General features: G+C 70.7%; 20 protein-coding genes and 1 other RNA gene. 9 read left to right on the forward strand and 12 right to left on the reverse strand.

Annotated features, from left to right (window positions below; genetic code table 11):
• Positions 1–48 precede the first annotated feature (48 nt).
• Both ASC67_RS16830 and ASC67_RS16835 read left to right on the forward strand, forming a co-directional pair.
• Positions 49–1,485 carry a circularly permuted type 2 ATP-grasp protein gene (locus ASC67_RS16830; protein WP_056324044.1) on the forward strand — a complete coding sequence of 479 codons (1,437 nt, stop codon included), beginning with the start codon at positions 49–51 and terminating at the stop codon, positions 1,483–1,485.
• Between the two features lie 23 nt (positions 1,486–1,508).
• Positions 1,509–2,465, forward strand: coding sequence for an alpha-E domain-containing protein (locus ASC67_RS16835; protein WP_056324049.1), 957 nt, complete (start codon positions 1,509–1,511; stop codon positions 2,463–2,465).
• A gap of 43 nt (positions 2,466–2,508) precedes the next feature.
• Here the strand turns inward: ASC67_RS16835 and ffs are convergent.
• Together ffs and ASC67_RS16840 are read right to left on the reverse strand one after the other, a co-directional pair.
• Positions 2,509–2,606: signal recognition particle sRNA small type (gene ffs, locus ASC67_RS20370), an RNA gene on the reverse strand.
• 55 nt (positions 2,607–2,661) lie between these two features.
• Entirely contained in the window at positions 2,662–3,777 is a 1,116-nt protein-coding gene (locus ASC67_RS16840) for an AIR synthase-related protein (RefSeq protein ID WP_056324054.1), read from the reverse strand.
• 121 nt (positions 3,778–3,898) lie between these two features.
• Here ASC67_RS16840 and dnaX point away from each other — a divergent pair, with 121 nt between their 5' ends.
• From dnaX to ASC67_RS16860, 4 genes are all read left to right on the forward strand, one after another.
• Positions 3,899–5,731 carry a DNA polymerase III subunit gamma/tau gene (dnaX, locus tag ASC67_RS16845; RefSeq protein WP_056324060.1) on the forward strand — a complete coding sequence of 611 codons (1,833 nt, stop codon included), beginning with the start codon at positions 3,899–3,901 and terminating at the stop codon, positions 5,729–5,731.
• 24 nt (positions 5,732–5,755) lie between these two features.
• A complete protein-coding gene (locus ASC67_RS16850) occupies positions 5,756–6,082 on the forward strand; it encodes a YbaB/EbfC family nucleoid-associated protein (RefSeq protein WP_011830121.1) in 327 nt (108 codons plus the stop codon).
• A gap of 166 nt (positions 6,083–6,248) precedes the next feature.
• Positions 6,249–6,839 carry a recombination mediator RecR gene (recR, locus tag ASC67_RS16855; RefSeq protein ID WP_056324063.1) on the forward strand — a complete coding sequence of 197 codons (591 nt, stop codon included), beginning with the start codon at positions 6,249–6,251 and terminating at the stop codon, positions 6,837–6,839.
• A gap of 45 nt (positions 6,840–6,884) precedes the next feature.
• Positions 6,885–7,283 carry an MAPEG family protein gene (locus ASC67_RS16860; RefSeq protein ID WP_056324067.1) on the forward strand — a complete coding sequence of 133 codons (399 nt, stop codon included), beginning with the start codon at positions 6,885–6,887 and terminating at the stop codon, positions 7,281–7,283.
• 27 nt (positions 7,284–7,310) lie between these two features.
• On the opposite strand, the gene ASC67_RS16865 is transcribed toward ASC67_RS16860, so the two are convergent.
• Together ASC67_RS16865 and gloB are read right to left on the reverse strand one after the other, a co-directional pair.
• Entirely contained in the window at positions 7,311–8,939 is a 1,629-nt protein-coding gene (locus ASC67_RS16865) for a transglycosylase SLT domain-containing protein (protein ID WP_056324072.1), read from the reverse strand.
• Entirely contained in the window at positions 8,936–9,715 is a 780-nt protein-coding gene (gene gloB / locus ASC67_RS16870; protein WP_056324077.1) for a hydroxyacylglutathione hydrolase, read from the reverse strand. The genes ASC67_RS16865 and gloB overlap by 4 nt, the downstream gene beginning before the upstream one ends.
• On the opposite strand from gloB, the gene ASC67_RS16875 reads away from it, so the two are divergent.
• Both ASC67_RS16875 and ASC67_RS16880 read left to right on the forward strand, forming a co-directional pair.
• Complete coding sequence (locus ASC67_RS16875) at positions 9,714–10,562, forward strand: class I SAM-dependent methyltransferase (protein ID WP_056324080.1); 849 nt, start codon at positions 9,714–9,716, stop codon at positions 10,560–10,562. The two genes, gloB and ASC67_RS16875, sit on opposite strands and share 2 nt — an antisense overlap.
• Positions 10,559–11,014, forward strand: a complete 456-nt coding sequence (locus ASC67_RS16880; protein ID WP_056324084.1) for a ribonuclease H — start codon at positions 10,559–10,561, stop codon at positions 11,012–11,014. The genes ASC67_RS16875 and ASC67_RS16880 overlap by 4 nt, the downstream gene beginning before the upstream one ends.
• An 8-nt stretch (positions 11,015–11,022) precedes the next feature.
• Here the strand turns inward: ASC67_RS16880 and chrA are convergent, their stop codons facing one another.
• From chrA to ASC67_RS16920, 8 genes are all read right to left on the reverse strand, one after another.
• On the reverse strand, positions 11,023–12,360 hold the full coding sequence (gene chrA / locus ASC67_RS16885) for a chromate efflux transporter (protein WP_056324090.1): 1,338 nt from the start codon (positions 12,358–12,360) through the stop codon (positions 11,023–11,025).
• A 65-nt stretch (positions 12,361–12,425) separates the two neighbouring features.
• Complete coding sequence (locus ASC67_RS16890) at positions 12,426–12,857, reverse strand: cytochrome c (protein ID WP_056324295.1); 432 nt, start codon at positions 12,855–12,857, stop codon at positions 12,426–12,428.
• Between the two features lie 372 nt (positions 12,858–13,229).
• Complete coding sequence (locus tag ASC67_RS16895) at positions 13,230–14,675, reverse strand: dihydrolipoyl dehydrogenase (protein WP_200946967.1); 1,446 nt, start codon at positions 14,673–14,675, stop codon at positions 13,230–13,232.
• A gap of 65 nt (positions 14,676–14,740) precedes the next feature.
• On the reverse strand, positions 14,741–16,045 hold the full coding sequence (gene glp / locus ASC67_RS16900; RefSeq protein ID WP_156466809.1) for a gephyrin-like molybdotransferase Glp: 1,305 nt from the start codon (positions 16,043–16,045) through the stop codon (positions 14,741–14,743).
• A 16-nt stretch (positions 16,046–16,061) separates the two neighbouring features.
• Positions 16,062–16,643, reverse strand: a complete 582-nt coding sequence (locus tag ASC67_RS16905) for a GNAT family N-acetyltransferase (RefSeq protein ID WP_056324100.1) — start codon at positions 16,641–16,643, stop codon at positions 16,062–16,064.
• A complete protein-coding gene (gene mobA / locus ASC67_RS16910; RefSeq protein WP_056324106.1) occupies positions 16,636–17,247 on the reverse strand; it encodes a molybdenum cofactor guanylyltransferase MobA in 612 nt (203 codons plus the stop codon). The genes ASC67_RS16905 and mobA overlap by 8 nt, the downstream gene beginning before the upstream one ends.
• A gap of 12 nt (positions 17,248–17,259) precedes the next feature.
• Positions 17,260–18,387: a GTP 3',8-cyclase MoaA gene (gene moaA, locus ASC67_RS16915; protein ID WP_056324112.1), complete on the reverse strand. Its 1,128-nt coding sequence runs from the start codon at positions 18,385–18,387 to the stop codon at positions 17,260–17,262.
• Between the two features lie 43 nt (positions 18,388–18,430).
• Complete coding sequence (locus ASC67_RS16920) at positions 18,431–19,108, reverse strand: C40 family peptidase (protein ID WP_056324117.1); 678 nt, start codon at positions 19,106–19,108, stop codon at positions 18,431–18,433.
• Positions 19,109–19,269: 161 nt separating this feature from the next.
• On the opposite strand from ASC67_RS16920, the gene ASC67_RS16925 reads away from it, so the two are divergent.
• Entirely contained in the window at positions 19,270–19,935 is a 666-nt protein-coding gene (locus ASC67_RS16925; protein ID WP_056324120.1) for a TetR/AcrR family transcriptional regulator, read from the forward strand.
• Positions 19,936–19,959: the final 24 nt, after the last annotated feature.

The following is a 19,959-nucleotide window of genomic DNA, read 5'->3' on the forward strand; positions in this document are numbered from 1 at the left end:
CTGCTTGGCACAATCTCTGCTAGCTCCAGTCTCAGCGTGGGAGACACGATGAAGAAGTTCTACGACGAGATGCATGCCAACGGCGACAAAGTGCGCGAGCACTACGCCGGCTACGAACGCTGGCTCGCCCAGCAACCGCACGAGTCCATGAAGGGCCACCGCGACGAGGCGGAGATGATCTTCCGCCGCGTCGGCATCACCTTCGCGGTCTACGGCGCGAAGGACGAGGACGGCTCCGGCACCGAGCGGCTGATCCCCTTCGACCTGATCCCGCGCATCATCCCTGCGCAGGAATGGCGCGAGATGGAGAAGGGCCTGAAGCAGCGCGTCAACGCGCTCAATCGCTTCATCCACGACGTCTACCACGACCAGGAGATCATCAAGGCCGGCATCGTGCCGGGCGAGCAGGTCTTCAAGAACGCACAGTTCCGCCCCGAGATGATGGGTGTGGACGTGCCGGGCAACGTGTACTCGCAGATCGCCGGCATCGACATCGTGCGTGCCGCCAACCCGGACGGCTCGGGCAACTACTACGTGCTCGAGGACAACCTGCGCGTGCCCAGCGGCGTGAGCTACATGCTCGAGAACCGCAAGATGATGATGCGGCTGTTCCCCGAGCTGTTCAGCAGCCACCGCGTCGCGCCGGTCGCTCACTATCCCGACCTGCTGCTCGACACCCTGCGCGCCGTGGCGCCGCCCGGCGTGGCCGAGCCGACCGTGGTGGTCATGACGCCGGGCATGTACAACTCGGCCTACTTCGAGCACGCCTTCCTGGCGCAGCAGATGGGCGTGGAGCTGGTCGAAGGACAGGACCTGTTCGTCAAGGACAACTACCTGTACATGCGCACCACGCAGGGCCCGCGCCGCGTCGACGTGATCTACCGGCGCATCGACGACGACTTCCTCGACCCCAAGGCCTTCCGCGCCGACTCGACCATCGGCTGCGCCGGCCTGCTGTCGGTCTACCGCGCCGGCAACGTGAATCTGTGCAACGCCATCGGCACCGGCGTGGCTGACGACAAGTCGATCTACCCCTACGTGCCGAAGATGATCGAGTTCTACCTCGGCGAGAAGCCGATCCTGAACAACGTGCCGACCTACCAGTGCCGCGAGAGCGAGGACCTGCAGTACGTGCTGGCTCACCTGGGCGAACTGGTCGTGAAGGAAGTGCACGGCGCCGGCGGCTACGGCATGCTGGTCGGCCCGGCCGCCAGCAAGGCGGAGATCGAGGAGTTCCGCGTGCAACTGGTCGCGAACCCCAACAACTACATCGCGCAGCCCACGCTCGCGCTGTCGACCTGCCCCACCTTCGTGGAGAGCGGCATCGCGCCGCGCCACATCGACCTGCGGCCCTTCGTACTTTCGGGCAAGACGGTGCAGATGGTCCCGGGCGGGCTGACGCGGGTGGCGTTGAAGGAAGGCTCCCTGGTCGTCAACTCGTCGCAGGGCGGCGGGACCAAGGACACCTGGATGCTCGAAGCGTGAGCCGGGCCTGAGGAGACACGACCATGTTGTCAAGAACCGCAGACCACCTGTTCTGGATGGCCCGCTACACCGAGCGCGCGGAGAACACCGCCCGCATGCTCGACGTGAACTACCAGACCTCGCTGCTGCCGCAGTCCAGCGAGGCCACCGAGCAGGGCTGGCGCGGCCTGCTCAGCATCAGCGAGCTGACGCACGACTACCACCGCCTGCACGACAGCGTGAACCCGCACGAAGTCATGGAATTCATGGTGTGCGACGAGTCCAACCCGTCGAGCATCCACTCCTGCCTGCGCGCGGCGCGCGAGAACGCCCGCGCGGTGCGCGGCACGCTGACCACCGAGGTGTGGGAGACCGCCAACACCACCTGGCTGGAATTCAAGCGCCTGATCGCCGATGGCAGCTTCAAGCGCGATCCGGCCGACTTCTTCGAGTGGGTGAAGTTCCGCTCGCACCTGTCGCGCGGCGTGACGCTGGGCACGATGCTGCAGGACGAGAGCTTTCACTTCCTGCGCATCGGCACCTTCCTCGAGCGAGCCGACAACACCGCGCGCCTGCTCGACGTGAAATTCCACGGCGCGCAGTCCGAGTTCTTCGGCGTGCGCGAGCAGCGCGAGCCGGTCGAGGTCGACTTCTACTACTGGAGCGCGATCCTGCGCTCGGTGTCGGGCTTCGAGGTCTACCGCAAGGTCTACCGCAACGTGATCCGCCCCGAGAAGGTGGCCGAACTGCTGATCCTGCGGCCCGACATGCCGCGCTCGCTGGCGGCCTGCATGGACGAGGTGGTCGGCAACCTGAAGATGGTGGCGAACGAGCAGAGCGGCGAGACGCTGCGTCGCGCCGGCCGGCTGCGCGCCGACCTGAGCTTCGGTCGCATCGACGAGATCCTCGCCACCGGCCTGCATGCGTTCCTCACGCAGTTCCTCGACCGCGTCGGCGACCTGGGCGTTGGCATCAGCCGCGACTTCCTGGTGCCGGTCTGACACGGACGCAGCCCGTCTGGGCTGCGTGGTGCGAAGGGAAGAGGGTGACGAGCCCGACCCCGGCACTGGAGGCTAACGGTTAGGGCTGCTTCGTTCCCGACCTGACCCGGTTGGCCGCGCCCCCATGCGGGGAGGCCCGTCACCGTGGATTGTAGGTGACGGGTCGGGCGTCGCCGGATCGAAGGGTGAAAGGCCGTCAGCGCAACTGCAGGTCGTCGTCGCCGAACCGCACGCCGATCGGCTCGATCAGCAACTGCTTCGGACCCGCCTCGACCGTGCCCGCCACCCAGGCGGCAACACCTTGCTCGCGTGCGACCTCGACGGTGCGCTGTGCATCGGCGGCCTTCACGAACAGCGCGAAGCCGGCGCCCATGTTCAGCGTGCTGTAGGCCTCGCGCGCGTCGTGGCCGGCGTGCTCGGCGATGAAGCTCAGCACCGGCGGCACCGGTGGCACGGTGTGGATGCGGTAGGTGTGCGTGGCCGGGTGGCGCAGCAGCTTGCGCCAGCCGTGGCCGGTGATGTTGGCGCTGTAGTGCGGCACGATCTGCGCGTCCCACAGCGCCTCGGTCACCGGCGAGTACAGCGTGGTCGGCGCGAGCAGCGCCTCGCCGTAGTTCAGGCCCGGCGCCACCTCGGTGAGGTAGCCCTGCGGCAGGCGTTCGACCAGCTTGCGCGCGAGGCTCAGGCCGTTGGCATGGATACCGCTGGAGGCGAGCAGCACGATCGCGTCGCCCGGTGCCAGCGCATCGCCGACCGACAGCCGCGACTTCGGATTGATCAGCCCGGTGCAGGAGGCCGCGAGGTCGATGCGGCCGGCCTCCACGATGCCGGCCAGCGCCGGCGTCTCGCCGCCGCCCCAGGCCACGCCGCAGGTGTCGCAGGCCTGCTTCCAGCCCGCCACCAGCGCCTGGGCGCGCTGCGCGTCGGCGAACCATTCGCTGCCGCCTGCTGCCCAGTAGGCCTGCACCACCAGCGGCGTGGCGCCGACGGTGATCAGGTCGTTGATCGCCATCGCGATGGTGTCCTGCGCGATGCCGGCGTAATAGCTCTGGCCGGTCAGCGCCTTCATCTCGTCGGCGACGAGTGCCTTCGAGCCCAGGCATTCGACGATGCTGGCCAGGTAGAACGGCCCGACGTCGACCACGTAGGCCGACTCTCCGCGCGACGCGGCCACTTCGCCGAAGCCGTGCGCGGCGAGGTTCTTCGCGGTGTCCTTGGCGGCGCGTTGCGCGGCCACTTTCAGCGGGTCGATCAGGTCGTAGTTGACGCCGGCCTGTTCGTAGCTCAGCGGAGGGGGTGGGGGCGTGGTCATGGTCGGCAGGGCGGGGTGCCCGAAGAGCGGGTGGCGCGGCGCGGGCAGGCCGCGGACTCGCCCCGATTATCCGGCACCCCTGCGGCCGGGGGCTTCCACCCCGGCCGGTAAACTGCCGCGCATGAGCACCCTGGTCCTGGCCCGCAAGTACCGCCCGCGCCACTTCGGCGAGATGGTCGGCCAAGAGCACGTGGTGCAGGCGCTGGCCAATGCACTCACTTCTCAGCGGCTGCATCACGCCTACCTGTTCACCGGCACGCGCGGTGTCGGCAAGACCACGGTGTCGCGCATCCTGGCGAAGAGCCTCAACTGCACCGGGCCCGACGGCCAGGGCGGCATCACTGCGCATCCCTGCGGCGTGTGCCCGGCCTGCCGCGACATCGACGCCGGCCGCTTCGTCGACTACACCGAACTCGATGCGGCCTCGAACCGCGGCGTCGACGAGATCTCGCAGTTGCTGGAGCAATCGGCCTACAAGCCGGTGGTGGGGCGCTTCAAGGTCTTCATGATCGACGAAGTGCACATGCTCTCCAGCACCGCCTTCAACGCGATGCTCAAGACGCTGGAGGAGCCGCCCGAGTACCTGAAGTTCGTGCTGGCGACCACCGACCCGCAGAAGGTGCCGGTCACGGTGCTGTCGCGCTGCCTGCAGTTCAACCTGCGGCCGATGGCGCCCGAGACGGTGCTGGCGCACCTGGAGCAGGTGCTGGCGGCCGAAGGCATCGCGGCCGAACCGGGTGCGCTGCGACTGCTGGCGCGTGGTGCCCACGGCTCGATGCGAGATGCGCTGTCGCTGACCGACCAGGCCATCGCCTTCGGTGCCGGCACGCTCCAGGAAGCTGGTGTGCGCCAGATGATGGGCGCCGTGGGCCGCAGCCACGTCTATGCGCTGATCGACGCGCTCGCCGCCGGTGACGGCGCCGGCGTGGTGGCGACCACCGATGCCTTGCGAGCCGAGGGCCTGTCGGCCGAGGGCGCGCTGGAGGAGATGGCGGTGGTGCTGCAGCAGCTCGCGTTGCTGCAGGTCGTGCCCGATGCGCTGGACGCCGCCGATCCCGACACCGCGGCACTCGCGCAGCGCGCCGGCCTGCTGCCGGCCGACGAGACGCAGCTGCTCTACAGCATCGCGCTGCACGGCCGCGCCGAGCTGGCGCTGGCGCCCGACGAATACAGCGGCCTGGTGATGGTGCTGCTGCGCATGCTGGCGTTCCGGCCTCCGGGTGCGGCGCGTGCCGAGACGGTGGTGCGGCCGGGCCAGGCCGCGCCCGCAGCTGCACCGCCTGCCACGGTCGCTGTCGTGCGCGGCCCGGCGCCTGCGGTACCGCTGGTGCGTTCGTCGGCGACCGCCAGCCTCGCCGTGGCGCCGCCCGCCAAGGCGGACCCGGTGCCGCCCCCACCGGCCGCGTCCGGCCCGGCCAGCGTGCCGCCGTGGGAGGAGGACATCCCGCTGGCGGAGGAATCGTCCTTGCCCTCGGTCGCGATGGCGTCGCGCGCCGCGGCGCCGACCGCCGCACGGGGCGATGCGGCCGGCAGTCCTGCGCCGATCGAGATGACCCGTGGGCCGCTGGGCGACCGCTGGGCCGCGCTGGTGCGCCAGCTGACCGATGCGAATGCGATCGCGGCGCTGGTGCGCGAGCTGGCGCTGCAGGCCGAGTGCGTGGCCATCGATGCCGGCGAGACGCGCCTGCGCCTGCGCGTCGAGCGCGAGAGCCTGCGCAACCCGAACCATGCCGAACGCCTGCAGGCGGCGCTGACCGCAGCGCTGGGCCATGCGGTGTCGCTCGACATCGAGGCTGGCGCGGTGAACGACACGCCGGCGCGGCGCGATGCGGCGGCGCGCGAGCAGCGCCAGCGCGAGGCCGAGGCGCTGATCCACAACGACCCGCTGGTGCTGCAGCTCACGGCGCAGTTCAAGACGGCACGCATCGTGCCGGGGTCGATCAAACCCGTCTGACGTATCGAACCACCGGAGAACGACATGCTCAAAGGACAACTGGCCGGCCTGATGAAGCAGGCGCAGGCCATGCAGGACAACCTGAAGAAGGCGCAGGACGAACTGGCGCTGATCGAGGTCGAGGGCCAGTCGGGCGCCGGGCTCGTGAAGGTGCTGATGACCTGCAAGCACGACGTCAAGCGCATCACCATCGACCCCAGCCTGCTGGCCGACGACAAGGACATGCTCGAGGACCTGGTGGCCGCGGCCTTCAACGACGCCGTGCGCCGCGCGGCGGCGACCAGCGAAGAGAAGATGGGCAAGCTGACGGCGGGGATGCCGCTGCCGCCGGGCATGAAGCTGCCGTTTTGATGGCTCCCCCCCGTTGTGGATGGACCACCCCCGTTGCGGCTGCGCCGCTCCCCCTCGAGGGGGCGACGCTGGCGGGCCGGCGAAGCCGGACCCGCGGCGTCTGTTGGGTGGACGGTGGCTTACAGCCATCGCTGCGTCGCATTCGTGATGATCGAGCTGCTGATGCATGGCCACGTCCTCCTCGCTTGAGTCGCTGACCGACGCGCTGCGCCGCTTGCCGGGCGTGGGCGTGAAGTCGGCGCAGCGCATGGCCTATCACCTGCTGCAGCACGACCGCGAGGGCGCGCTGCGGCTCGCGCGTGCGCTCGAGCAGGCGGTGGCGACGGCGCGGCATTGCGAGCGCTGCAACACCTTCACCGAGGCCGAGGTGTGCAATACCTGCCTCGACCCGGCGCGCGAACGCCGGCAGTTGTGCGTGGTCGAGACGCCGGCCGACCAGGCGGCGGTCGAGCGCAGCGGCAGCTACCACGGGCTGTACTTCGTGCTGATGGGGCGGCTGAGCCCGCTCGACGGCATCGGCGTGCACGACATCGGGCTGGAGAAGCTGCTGGCCCGCGCCACCGATGGCGAGGTGCAGGAGCTGATCGTCGCCACCAACTTCACCGCCGAGGGCGAGGCCACCGCTCACGTGATCGCGCAGGCGCTGAAGGGCCGCGGGCCGAGCGTCACGCGGCTGGCGCGCGGCGTGCCGGTCGGCAGCGAACTCGAGTACGTGGACCTGGGCACCATTGCCCATGCATTGAGCGATCGACGCTAGGCGCGCCGCGCCGGCCTGAGTCGATCCCGACCTGGAGACGATGTGATGACAATGCTGCTTGTGAGCGTGCTGGCCGCGGCGCTGATGCCCATCGTGTGCGCCGGCATCGCCAAGAGCGGTGGCTTCGGCAAGCCGCGCGGCGAGGGCGGTTTCGACAACCATGCGCCGCGCGAGTGGCTGGCGCGCCAGGGCGGGTACCGGGCGCGTGCGAACGCGGCCCAGGCCAACTGCTTCGAGGCCTTGCCGTTCTTCGTCGGTGCGGTGGCGATCGCGCTGGCGCTCGGGGCCACAGCGGACCGCGTCGGCGCGTTGGCGCTGGTCTGGGTCGGCCTGCGGGCCGCCTTCGTGGCCTGCTACCTGGCGGATCGCGCCATGCTGCGCTCGGCGGTCTGGGCGCTGGCGCTCGCGGTCAACATCGCGATCCTGTTCGCGCCGCGCTACTGACGCGGACGCACGGCGCGGCGGCGCGCCTCAGCGGCTGTTGGCGGCCACGCGGTTCTTGCTCTGCGCGGTCGGTCGCGCCGCCACCGTCTTGCTCGCCGGCTTGCGCTTGGCCGCGGTCGACGTGGCCGTGCGGGTGCTGCGGGTCTTGGCCGTCGCGCCGGCGGAGCTCTTGCGGGCCGTGGCGGCCTTGCCTGGCAGGTAGAGCACGACGGCCTGGCCGGTCTTGAAATGCGCGCTGGCGGCGACCTTGTTCCAGCCCGCCACGCTGGCGGCGCTGAGCCGGTAGCGTGCAGCGATCGAGGCGACGCTGTCGTTCTTGCGCGCCTTCACGGTGGAGCGGCGCAGCGCCGGGGCCTCCGGCGCGAGCAGCATCGTCGCGTTGTCGGCCACGCGCTCGGACACGTCGTCGTGATGGCGGTGCGGGTGGCGCGGCACCATCAGCGTCGAGCCGGCGCGCACCAGCATGCGCGGCGGGATGCGATTGGCCTCGCGCAATTCGGCTTCGCTCATGCCCACCCGCTTGGCGGCTTCGGCCGGCTTCATCGTTGTCGGCACGACCCAGGCGGTCCAACTGGCCAGCGGGCCCTGGTAGCCGGGCAGCACGCGCACGAACTCGTTCGCGTTGTCGTAGGGCAGCAGCACCTGCGGCGTGCCGGCGGCCAGGATCACCGGCTTGTTGAGCGACGGGTTCAGCGCGTGGAACTCGTCGAGCGGCAGGCCGGCCAGGCGGGCCACCAGGGCCGCGTCGATGTCGCGCTGGATCGGTACGCTCAGGAAATACGGGTGGTTCTCGATCCCGGGCAGAGCCAGCCCGAAGGCCTCCGGCCGCGCGATGATGTTCTTCACGGCTTGCAGCTTGGGAACGTAGTAGCGCGTCTCGTCCGGCATCTTCAGGCTGAGGTAGTCGGTCGGCAGGCCGAGCTTCTGGTTGCGCGCGATCGCGCGGCCCACGCTGCCCTCGCCCCAGTTGTAGGCGGCCAGCGCGAGATGCCAGTCGCCGAACATGCCGTGCAGCTTCTGCAGGTAATCGAGCGCGGCCCGCGTGGAGGCCAGCACGTCGCGCCGGTCGTCGCGGAAAGCGTTCTGCGCCAGATCGAAGTGCTTGCCGGTCGACGGGATGAACTGCCACATGCCCGAGGCCCTGGCGGTCGACATGGCCTGCGGATTGAACGCGCTCTCGATGAAGGGCAGAAGCGCCAGTTCGGTGGGCATGCCGCGCCGCTCGATCTCCTCGACGACATGGAACAGGTAGCGGCTCGACCGCTCGGTCATGCGCTGCACGTAGTCGGGCCGCGTGGCGTACCACTGCTCGCGGTCGCGGACCAGCGGCGTGTCGATGTCGGGCATCGCGAAGCCGCGCCGCACGCGCACCCACAGGTCGCGTTGCGCCGCGATGGCGTCCAGGTCGACGGGCTCTTCCGGGCGCACCGGATCGGTCGGCGGGCCGGCCGCGACGGCGGCTTCGTTCGGCGCGGCGGCGCTGGGAACTGCGACCTCGGGGACCGGTGTGGCGACGGACGCGGGGGTGCCGGCGTTGATGACGGGCACTGGTGCCGGGTCGGGCAACGGGGCGGTGGCACAGGCTGCCAGCACGAGCGTCAGGGCCAGCACGGACAGCGTGGCGCGACGCTTCGGCAAGAGCAGCAGGTCAGTCATCGGAATTCGTTCTTCCACTGTCGCAACGCCGCGAGCACGCTCACCGCATCGTCGCCTGCAGCGCCATGCGCGCGGGCACTGGTTCGGACCTGCGTGGCCGTGACGCGCAGGAAGGGGTTGACCTGTCGTTCGCGTGCCACCGTGCTGGGCAGCGTGGGCAGGTCGCGCTGTCGCAGCGACTCGCACTGCGCGACGTAGTCGATCAGATCGGCGTTGCCGGGTTCCACGGCACGGGCGAATTTCAGGTTGCTGAGTGTGTACTCGTGGGCGCAGCACACCCGCGTGTCGCCGGGCAATGCGGCCAGGCGCGACAGCGACGCGTGCATCTGCGCCGGCGTGCCCTCGAACAACCGGCCGCAGCCGCCGCTGAACAGCGTGTCGCCGCAGAACAGGATCGGCGCCTCGCCGGCCGGCTGGCCGAAGTAGGCGATGTGGCCCGCCGTGTGGCCGGGCACGTCGATCACTTCGAAGCGCGTGCCGAACAGTTCGATCGCCTCACCGTCGCGCAGCGGCCGGCATGGCTGCGGGATGGCCTCGCGCGCCGGGCCGTAGACCGGACCTTGCCCGTCGGGCAGGCGCGCACGCAGCGCATCGACACCGCCGACATGGTCGCCGTGATGGTGGGTCACTACAATCGCCGCGAGCTTCAGTGACCGCTCGTCGAGCGCGCGAGTCACCGGCGCGGCTTCCCCCGGATCGACGACGATGGCCGACACGCCATCGTGGAGCATCCAGATGTAGTTGTCCGTGAAGGCGGGAACAGCGATCAGGTTCATGGTGCAGGAAGCGTCGAGTATAGATTTGCCCTTGTGGCTGCAGACCCCGCCCGGCCGGTATGTGTTGGCGTGGGAGCAGGCGCGCATCGACACGCATGTGGCCGATGTGTTCGGATTTCACGCATTGCAGCTCGGCCTGCCGGAGATCGACGCGCTGCAGGCCAACCGCATGCCGCACCGTTGGCTCGCACTGTCGGCCCGCGAGGGCGCCGTGACGACCGTTCGGGAAGACGGCGCCGCCGCGCCGCGCGCGGTCGCGCTGTCGTGCGATTTCGATGCCTTGCCGTTTGTGAGCCAGAGCCTCGACCTCGTGGTGCTGCCGCACACGCTGGAGCTGGCGCGCGACCCGCATCACACCCTGCGCGAGGTCGAGCGGGTGCTGGTGCCGGAAGGGCAGGTCGTGATCACCGGGCTGAACCCGACCAGCCTGTGGGGTCTGCGCCAGGCTGGCGGACGTGCCGCGCAGCGCCTGGGTCGCCGCAGCGACGACGAGCGCCTGTTCCTGCCGCGCGCTGGCGAGTTCATCGCCTACCGGCGCCTGCGCGACTGGCTGCGCCTGCTCAGCTTCGAGGTCGAGAGCGGCGGCTTCGGTTGCTACCGGCCGGCCTTGCGATCGCAGGCCTGGCTGGACCGCTACGCGTGGATGGAGCGAGCCGGCGAACGCTGGTGGCCGGTGTTCGGGGCGGTCTACCTGCTCAAGGCCGTGAAGCGCGTGCGTGGCATGCGCCTCATCGGCCCGGCCTGGAAGAAGGCGCCGAAGCCGCGCGCCGCGCCGGCCGTCGTGAGCCACAAGCACCACCGGGCCGGATCGTTGCCCGACGACAGAGAAAAGAGACTCGAGACATGAAGTGGCTTGCCTACACCGATGGCGCCTGTGCGCCGTCGAACCCCGGGCCGGCGGCCTGGGGCGCCGTGCTCATCGCGCCGGATGGCCGGACCGAGACCGATCACTTCGGATTCATCGGCCACGGCACCAACCAGATCGCCGAGCTCACGGCCGCGATCGAGGGCCTGACGCGCGTGCCGGCCGGCGCGGCGGTCGAACTGGTGTCCGACAGCCAGTACGTGCTCAAGGGCCTGAGCGAGTGGCGTGCCGGCTGGGAGCGCAAGGGCTACCGCAATTCCAAGGGCGAGCCGGTCGCCAACCTGGGGCTGTGGAAGCAGTTGTTCGCGCTGGCCGATGCGCGCAAGGTGTCGACGCGCTGGGTGCGGGGCCACAACGGCGACCCCCACAACGAGCGCGCCGATGCGCTAGCGAACAAGGCCCTCGCGCTGAAGTCGGGCAGCCCGACGCCGTAGTCGCCGTCTCAGAGCAGCCGCCAGGCCAGCCCCAGCACGCCGGCCATCAGCACGACCGGGATCACGCCGACCTTGAAGCGGAACAGCGCGACGGCCGCCGCCGCGCCGATCAGCGCCGAGGCCCATTCGAAGCGCCCTGCGAGCCCGTCCGGCCACAGCACGTGGTACGCGAAGAACACCGCGAGGTTGACGATCACGCCGACCACCGCGGCGGTGATGCCGGTGAGCGGCGCGGTGAACCGCAGCTTGCCGTGCGTGGTCTCGATGAAGGGACCGCCCAGCAGGATGAACAGGAAGGACGGCAGGAAGGTGAAGAAGGTGACGACCGCGGCGGCCGTGGCACCGGCCGCGAACAGGGCGTCCGGCCCGAACACGGCGTGGGTCCAACCGCCGACGAAGCCGACGAAGGCCACCACCATGATCAGCGGCCCGGGCGTGGTCTCGCCGAGCGCCAGGCCGTCGATCATCTGCGGGGCCGTCAGCCACTGGTAGTGCTCGACGGCGCCCTGGTAGACATAGGGCAGCACCGCATAGGCGCCACCGAAGGTCAGCAGCGCGGCCTTGGTGAAGAACCAGCCCATCTGCGTCAGCACCGCGGACCAGCCGAAGGCCAGGCTCAGCGCGCCCAGGACCACGAGCCACAGGACCGCGAAGACCGCCAGCACGCGGGTCGCATGCGGCCAGGAGAAGCGGGCGTGGGCCGGCGTCGGCGTGTCGTCGTCGATCAGCGCCGGCCCGAGGCACGCCGCGCCCTGGCCATGGCCGCCGCCGACCGCGAAACGGTCCGGCCGGTAGCGGCCCCCGAGGTGGCCGAGCAGGCCGGCCGCCAGCACGATCAGCGGGAACGGCGTGTGCAGCGCGAAGATCGCCACGAAGGCCGCGACCGCGATGGCCCACAGCCAGGCGTTCTTCAGCGCCCGCGAGCCGATGCGCCAGGCGGCGAACACCACGATCGCGGTGACCGCCGGCTTGATGCCGTACAGCACGCCCTCGACGGCCGGCAGTTCGCCGTAGGCGAGGTAGACCCACGACAGCGCGACCAGGATGAACAGCGAAGGCAGCACGAACAGCCCGCCGGCCACCAGGCCGCCCCAGGTGCGGTGCATCAGCCAGCCGATGTAGGTGGCCAACTGCTGTGCCTCCGGACCGGGCAGCACCATGCAGTAGTTCAGCGCGTGCAGGAAGCGCTGCTCCGAGATCCAACGGCGCCGCTCGACCAGCTCCTGGTGCATGATCGAAATCTGCCCGGCCGGGCCGCCGAAGCTGATGAAGCCGAGCTTGAGCCAGAACGCGAAGGCCTCGCGGAGTCCGACTTCGGCGGGGGGGGCGGTGTCGCTGGGGCTCATCGGCGGCGCGTGTCCTCACGGCAACGCGCCGTCGCACCGACAGTATCTCAGCGTGCCGCGATGGCTCAGGGCATCGCTTCGACGTGGGCCTTGGTGATCGCGCCGTCCGAGCGGCCCTTCAGGTAGGCGTAGAGCTGATCGATGTTGCTGGCGACGTTCGGCGCCTGTCCGAAGCTCGGCATGCCCTTCTCAAGGCGACCCTTCGTCACGGTGGCGACGAAGTCCTCCTTGCTCAGGGTCTTGAGGCTGTTGATCAGCGAGGGGCCGACCATGCCCTCCTGGTTGGCGCCATGGCAGCGGTCGCAGGCTGCGGCGCGCCAGGTGCGAAAGCCCTTCAGCGTCTCGGCATCGACCTTGTAGCCATCGACGACCTTGTACGGCGCGGCCCCGGTGGCCGCTGGCGCAGCGGCGGCCTTGGCGTCGGCGGCCGGCGCAGCAGGCTGGGTCGCCGCTGTGGGCGCGGGTGGCTTGGCGGCCGGCGTGGGCGTGGCCTTCAGGTCCCGCAGGCACACGATCTTGGCGCCCCCCTGAAGCGACTCGCAGTACAGGCGATCGGCTTCGAGGTCGGCACGGGCCGTGCCGGCGACGAGCAGCATCGCCAGCGCGCCGTACGGCGCCATGCGATGTTTCCACGAGGGCTTCATTCCACTGATGCGCATTCATTGACTCCTGTTTGGTTCGGCCGGACGCCCGCATCGAACAGCCGATGCGATGGCTTCGCTTGCACCGTAGTGCGTCCGTGCAGGCACCGTAGTCGGCCGGCACCGTCGATATGTGTAGGCGGCTTCCCACATCAGGCAGATGTCAGCTCGTCGCGGGGGCGCGACGGCGAATCGACAGCGCTGTGACGGTGCGCTGTCAGCCGGCGTTCAGTCGCCGGGCGAGCAGCCTTCGCAGGGCGGCGGCTCGGCGGTATCGAGCGCCTTGCGCAACTGCCGCAATGCGGTGCGCACGCCTTCCTCGATCACCGGGTGATAGAACGGCTGCGCCAGGGCCTCGTCGACCGTCTCGTGGCGGCCGATGCTCCAGGCCAGCAGATGGCCCAGGTGCTCGGCGGCCGGGCCCAGCATTTCGGCACCGAGCAGGCGGCGCGTGCCGCGCTCGCCGTAGATGTGCAGCGCGCCGACGTTGCGGCCGATCACGCGGCTGCGGCCCTGGTTCTCGAAGCTCACGGCGCCCGTCGCGAAGCGCGTGCCGGCCGCGGTCAGCTCGCGGTGGCTGCGGCCGGCCATCGCGATCTGCGGCTCGCAGAACACCACGGCCAGCGGCGTACGGCGTCGCTCGGTCCGCACGTCCGGATAGCGGCCGGCGTTGTGCCCGGCGATCAGCCCGTCGTCGGCCGCCTCGTGCAGCAGCGGACGGTCGTCGCTCGCATCGCCGGCGAGGAAGACGTGCGAGCCGCCGATGCGCATCGTCGTGCTGTCGTGCAGCGGCACGCCGTCGTCGTCGCAGGCCAGGCCTGCGTGCTCGAGCCCGAGCGCGTCGGTGTTCGGGCGGCGTCCGGTGGCGGCGAGCAGGAAGTCGAAGCGTTCGCCGTGCGTGCCGGACGCGCTGCGCCAGTGGACGGCGACCTCGTCGCCGAGCCGCTCGACCCGCAGCACCGTGGCCTCGCGCTGCAGCGGCAGGCTCGCATCGAAGGTGCGGGCGGCCAGCGCCGCCAGCGCCGGATCGCTGAGCGGGCCGACCTTCGGTCCGCGGCCCAGCAGGCGCACGCGCACGCCCAGCCGGTGCAGCGCCTGCGCCAGCTCGAGCCCGATCGCGCCGGTGCCGACCACGGCCACCGAGCGCGGCAGGTCCTGCCAGTCGAACACGTCGTCGTTGACGATCAGCCGATCGCCGAGCGCACTGCGCCAGTCGGCCGGCACGTCCGGCCGCGAGCCGGTGGCCAGCACCACGCGATCGGCGCGCACGACAGCCGTGCCGCGGGGGCCGTCCACCTGCAGCCGGTGCGGATCGACGAAGCGGGCGCTGCCTTGCAGCCGATGGGTGGGGTCGATGCGCTCGATGTCGTCGAGCACGAAGCCGACGAAGCGGTCGCGCTCGGCGCGCACGCGCGCCATCACGCGCGCGCCGTCGATGCACACGCCCTGCACGTCGATGCCGAAGCGCGCCGCGTCGTCGACGGCATGCGCGGCCTCGGCGGCGGCGATCAGCAGCTTGCTCGGCATGCAGCCGACGCGGGCGCAGGTGGTGCCGTAGGGGCCGGGGTCGATCATCAGCACGCGCTCGGTGTGCTCGCGCGCCGCGCGGTAGGCGCTCAGGCCGGCCGAGCCCGCACCGAGGATGGCCACGTCGACTTCGCTCACCGGGGTCATGCGAGCTCCTTGCAGATCGATCGTGCCAGGCGGACCGTCGGGCGGTGACGCGTCCGGGGCCGGGCTCAGACGAGGCCGTCGAACGGCAGCACGTCGACGTAGCCGCCGCGCTCGACCGAGGCTTGCTCGTGATGCAGCACGACCAGGCCATTGGCCACGCTCATGCTGCGCAGGATGCCCGAGCCCTGGGCGCCGGTGAGCTGCACGTCCCAGTCGCCGTCGGCGGCGCGCGAGACGATGCCGCGCTGGTATTCGGTGCGGCCGGGCTTCTTGCGGATCGCCTCGGTGGCGCGTGCGCGCAGCAGTGGCAGGCTCTGCGGCGTGGCTCCGGCCATCGCCAGCAACGCGTCGCGCACGAAGGCATAGAAGGTCACCATCACCGCGACCGGGTTGCCGGGCAGGCCGAACAGCACCGCGGTGCGGCCGTTCGACGCGACGCGGCCGAAGGCCATCGGCCGGCCGGGCCGCATCGCGATGCGCCAGAACGCCACCTCGCCGAGCCGTGCCATCACCTGCTTGGTGTGGTCGGCCTCGCCGACGCTGACGCCGCCCGAGGTGATCACCGCGTCGGCGTTCTCGCAAGCGCTGCGGAAGGCGGCTTCCAGCGCGGCCGGATCGTCACGCACCACACCCAGGTCGAGCAGGTCGACGCCAAGGCGCGTGAGCATGCCGTGGATCGTGTAGCGGTTGCTGTCGTAGACGCAGCCGGCCTCGAGCGGCTCGCCGATCGAGCGCAGTTCGTCGCCGGTCGAGAAGAAGGCGACGCGCAGCCGGCGCCGCACCGGCACCTCGGCCTGGCCGAGCGAGGCGAGCAGGCCGATGTCGGCAGGGCGCAGCACGCGGCCGGCCTGCAGCGCGGCCTCGCCGCGCGCGAGGTCCTCGCCGGCGAGGCGGCGGTTGTCGCCGGTGCGAACCACGCCGGCGGGCAGCGTGACGACGGCGTCGGCCACGGTGGTGAACTCCTGCGGCACGACGGTGTCCAGACCGGCCGGCATCACCGCGCCGGTCATGATGCGCACGCATTCGCCCGGCGCCACGCGGCCCTCGAACTGCTGGCCGGCATAGCCGGTGCCGACCAGACGCAGCGCGGTGGGCGCGCCGTCGCGCAGGTCGGCACCGCGCAGCGCGTAGCCGTCCATCGCGGAGTTGTCGTGCGCCGGCACGTCGATCGGCGAGACGATGTCGCGCGCCAGCACGCGGCCCAGTGCGCTGCGCAGCGCGAGCTGTTCCACCGCGCCGACCTGCGGCACGAAGCGCGCGATGAAATCCTGCGCCTGCGCCACCGCCAGCGCATTCGGGTCGTAGCCGGCGACGCAGGAGGCGATCTGCTCGATCGACGGCAGGGCGGAGGAGGGTGGTGGCACGTCCATCGTCATGGCGCGCGCTTCACAGCGTGAGCTGCATGTGCGCGCGATCGAAGTAGCGCTCGCCGCGCGCGTCGACCAGCCGCACCGCGCGCGGCAGCAGGCCGTAGCGGCGGAAGCCGGCGCGCTCGTAGAGCCGCAGCACGCCGTCGCTCGAGGCGGTGACGCTGAGCACGATCATCTGCAGGTCGGTGGCCTGGTGCGCCGCGGCGACGCAGGCGCCCACCAGTGCGCTGCCGATGCCGTGGCCGTTGTGGGTGGGCAGCACCATCAGCCCGATCAGGCGGCTGATGTGGCGGGTCTTGCTGCGGGTGTCGCGCTCGAGGCCGACCGAGCCGACCAGGCGTTCGCGCCCGCCGTCTTCATTGACGAAGGCGCCGAGCAGGAAGCTGCCGCCCAGCGGCTCGTTCAGCCCCAGCCGGCCGAGATAGCTTTCCGGCGTGCGCAGGCGCTGGCTCTCGTGGTCGGAGGTGAAGGCCTCGGGGTAGAGGCGCAGCGCCTCGTCGCGCAGGTTCTTGTAGGCCAGCAGGTCGGCCGGCGCCAGGCGTCGAATCACGGCCGGCTGCTGCGCGCTGCTGCGCCGGGTCAGGATCGATTCAGCCACGTTGTGTCTCCAGCCGACGCAACTCGTCCAGCGTGTTCGCGTTGAAGAACGGCGCAGCGTCGAAGTCGACCATCGCGCAGCGGTGCTGCGCGGTCCAGCGGTCGATCTTGCGGCCGCCGGCGTGGACGAAGCGAACCAGGCTTTCCAGCAGCGTGGCGCGCAGCAGGCAGAACACCGGCTGGGGCCGCGGCTCGCCGGGGGCGTCGGCGCTGTCGGGCGCGCGCACCATCGCGAGCTCGGCGTCCTCGGCCTCGAGCGCTCGGGCCAGGCGGGCCACCAGGTCGTCGGGGAAGTCCGGCGTGTCGCAAGGCACGGTCACGACGAACGGCGTCTCGGCACGCTCCAGTCCGACCAGGAAGCCCGACAGCGGACCGGCGAAGTCGGGGTCGGTGTCGGGCCAGACGGGCACGCCGAAGCTCTCGTAGGCGGCCAGGTTGCGGTTGGCATTGATCATTGCCGCGCCAACCTGCGGTTGCAGGCGCATCAGCGCGTGCAGCGCGAGCGGGATGCCGCGATAGGGCTGGAGGCCCTTGTCCACGCCACCCATGCGGCTGCCGCGCCCGCCGGCGAGGACGACACCGGTGATGTGGTCGGCGCTGATCATCGCGCTCGTGCCCTACCCACCGATGTAGCTCATCTCGACCTTGGCCGCCGCCGCCTCGGCACCGGCCGCACTGCCGCGCAGCTCGGAGTAGCGGTCGTCTCGGCCCTGCCAGATCTGCCCGATCGCCGCGGCGATCTGCCGGTCGTCGTAGGCGGCCGGATCGCGCAGCAGTGCGCGCAGGTCGTGGCCCCGCTGCGCGAACAGGCAGAGGTAGAGCTTGCCCTCGGTCGACAGGCGGGCGCGGTTGCAGTCGCCGCAGAATGCGTGCGTGACGCTGGAGATCACGCCGATCTCGCCCCGGCCATCGGCATAGCCCCAGCGCTCGGCGGTCTCGCCTGGCGCGGTCGGCTCGAGCGCGCGCAACGGGAACACCTCGTGGAGGCGTTGCACCACCTGGGCCGACGGCAGCACCTCGTCCATGCGCCAGCCGTTGGTGATGCCGACGTCCATGTACTCGATGAAGCGCAGCACGACCTGGCCGCCGAACTGTTCGCGGAAGAAGCGCGCCATCGGCACGATCTCCTGGTCGTTGGTCCCGCGCTTGACCACCATGTTGACCTTGATCGGCGCCAGACCGGCGGCGATCGCCGCCTCGATGCCGGTCAGCACGTCGGCCACCGGGAAGTCCACGTCGTTCATGCGGCGGAACACGGTGTCGTCGAGGGCATCGAGACTGACGGTCACGCGCTGCAGGCCGGCGGCCTTCAGCACCGCTGCCTTGCGTGCGAGGAGCGAGGCGTTGGTGGTGAGCGTCAGGTCCAGCGGCTCGCCGTCGGGTGTACGCAGGGAGGCCAGCTGCCCGACCAGGATCTCGAGGTTCTTGCGCAGCAGCGGCTCACCGCCGGTCAGGCGGATCTTGCGCACACCGTGCAAGGTGAAGAGGCGGGCGAGCCGCGTCGTCTCTTCGAAGCTCAGCAACTCGCTGTGCGGCAGGAAGCGGTGGTCCTTGTCGAACACCTCCTTCGGCATGCAATAGCTGCAGCGGAAGTTGCAGCGGTCGGTGACGGAGATGCGCAGGTCGTGCAGGGCGCGGCCACGCCGGTCGCTCAGCAGTCCGCTCGGTTGCGCGGCATGCACAGGCACGGCCGGCCGCGCGGCGAGCTGCCGGTGGTCGATCAGGGGGATGCTGCGCTCGGCCATGCGGCATTGTGCCGCGGGCGCTGCGCGCGACCGCGTGTGCCGGTCAATGACCGGGGCTGTCGAGTGGCGAGGCGAGCGCCGTCGCGCCGACCGCGGGCGTCGACGGCGCCGTCGCGGCGACCACCGGCTCGGCCGGCTGCGGGGCCCGCCGCGCGCCGTCGTAGCGCTTGCTCCAGTACGCGATGCGCATGTCCTCGACGCGCACCTTGCCGCCGGTGCGGGGTGCATGGATGAACTTGCCGTCGCCGACGTAGATGCCGACGTGCGAGAACGCCGTGCGCACGGTGTTGAAGAACACCAGGTCGCCGGGCTTGAGCTCGTCGCGGTTGACGTTCAGCAGGCCCGGCGCCTTGGCCTGCTCGTTCGAGCGGCGCGGCAGCACCAGTCCGACGCTGGCCTCGAACACGTGGCGCGTGAAACCGCTGCAGTCGAAGCCCTGCTCGGCGGTCTCGCCGCCGCGGCGGTAGCGCACGCCCAGGAAGTTCATGGCCGAGAGGACGAGGTCGGAGGTCCAGTCGGAAGCGCGTTCCCGCACCTGCTGCGCCAACGACGAATCGGGCGCGACGGGTTCGATCAGGCCGCGTTCGGCGAGGAAGCGAGCGACGCTGTCGGATGCGCTGTCGGCGACGCCCGGCTCGGCCTGCACGCCCGGGCAGGCCAGGCACAAGGCCAGCCACAGGCCGGCCAGCGATGGCCGCATGCTCCCGGACAGACGAATCATGGCTTCGAAGATAGCGGCCGCCGGCGGCCGCCGTCAAGGCGGAAACTTCTTGTTTCACAAGCACTTAGCCGAGTTTCTCGATCGATCGAGTGTGTTGCGGCAAGGCTGTACGCACACGGTCGCTTGAAAAATATAGACGATCGGTCTAATCTAGCGCGTTCATGCCTGCCAACTCATCCGCTCCGGTCCGCGCTGGCCCTGCCACCACCCGGCGCAGCCATGCCGAGCGGGGCGACGCACGCGAAGGCACCCGGGCCCGGCTGGTGCGCGCCGGCATCGAGGCCGTGCTCGAACGCGGCTGGGCTGCCAGCGGCGTGGACGCGGTGTTGCGTTCCGCCGGTGTCCCGAAAGGTTCGTTCTATCACTACTTCCCCAGCAAGGACGACTTCGGCTACGCGGTGCTGGACGGTTACCAGACCTTCTTCCTGAGGCGGCTCGAACGCTGCTTCGGCGGCGAAGCGCCGAAGCAGCGCCACCTGGACACGCAGTTCGCCGCCTTCCTGGCTGAGTCGCTCGACGGCATGGCGCGGCACGGCTGGCAGCGCGGTTGCCTCGTCGGCGCGCTGGGCCAGGAGCTGGGCGGGCTGCACGACGGCTTCCGGCAGCGGCTGCTGGCGTCGCTCGACGAATGGGGCGAAGTGCTGGCGCGTGCGCTCACCGCGGCGCAGGTGCGCGGCGAGGTGCGCCGCGGTCTCGATCCCGCGCAGGCCGCGCGCGGCTTCTGGACGGCCTGGGAAGGAGCCGTGCTGCGTGCCCGCCTGGCGCGCGACGGAGCGCCGCTGGAGGCGGCCATCGCCGATTTCCGACGGCTCGTCGCGCCCGACTGAGCCACCCCGAACCGACCACGACGA

This window comes from Methylibium sp. Root1272 (assembly GCF_001425905.1).
Taxonomy (GTDB): domain Bacteria; phylum Pseudomonadota; class Gammaproteobacteria; order Burkholderiales; family Burkholderiaceae_C; genus Methylibium.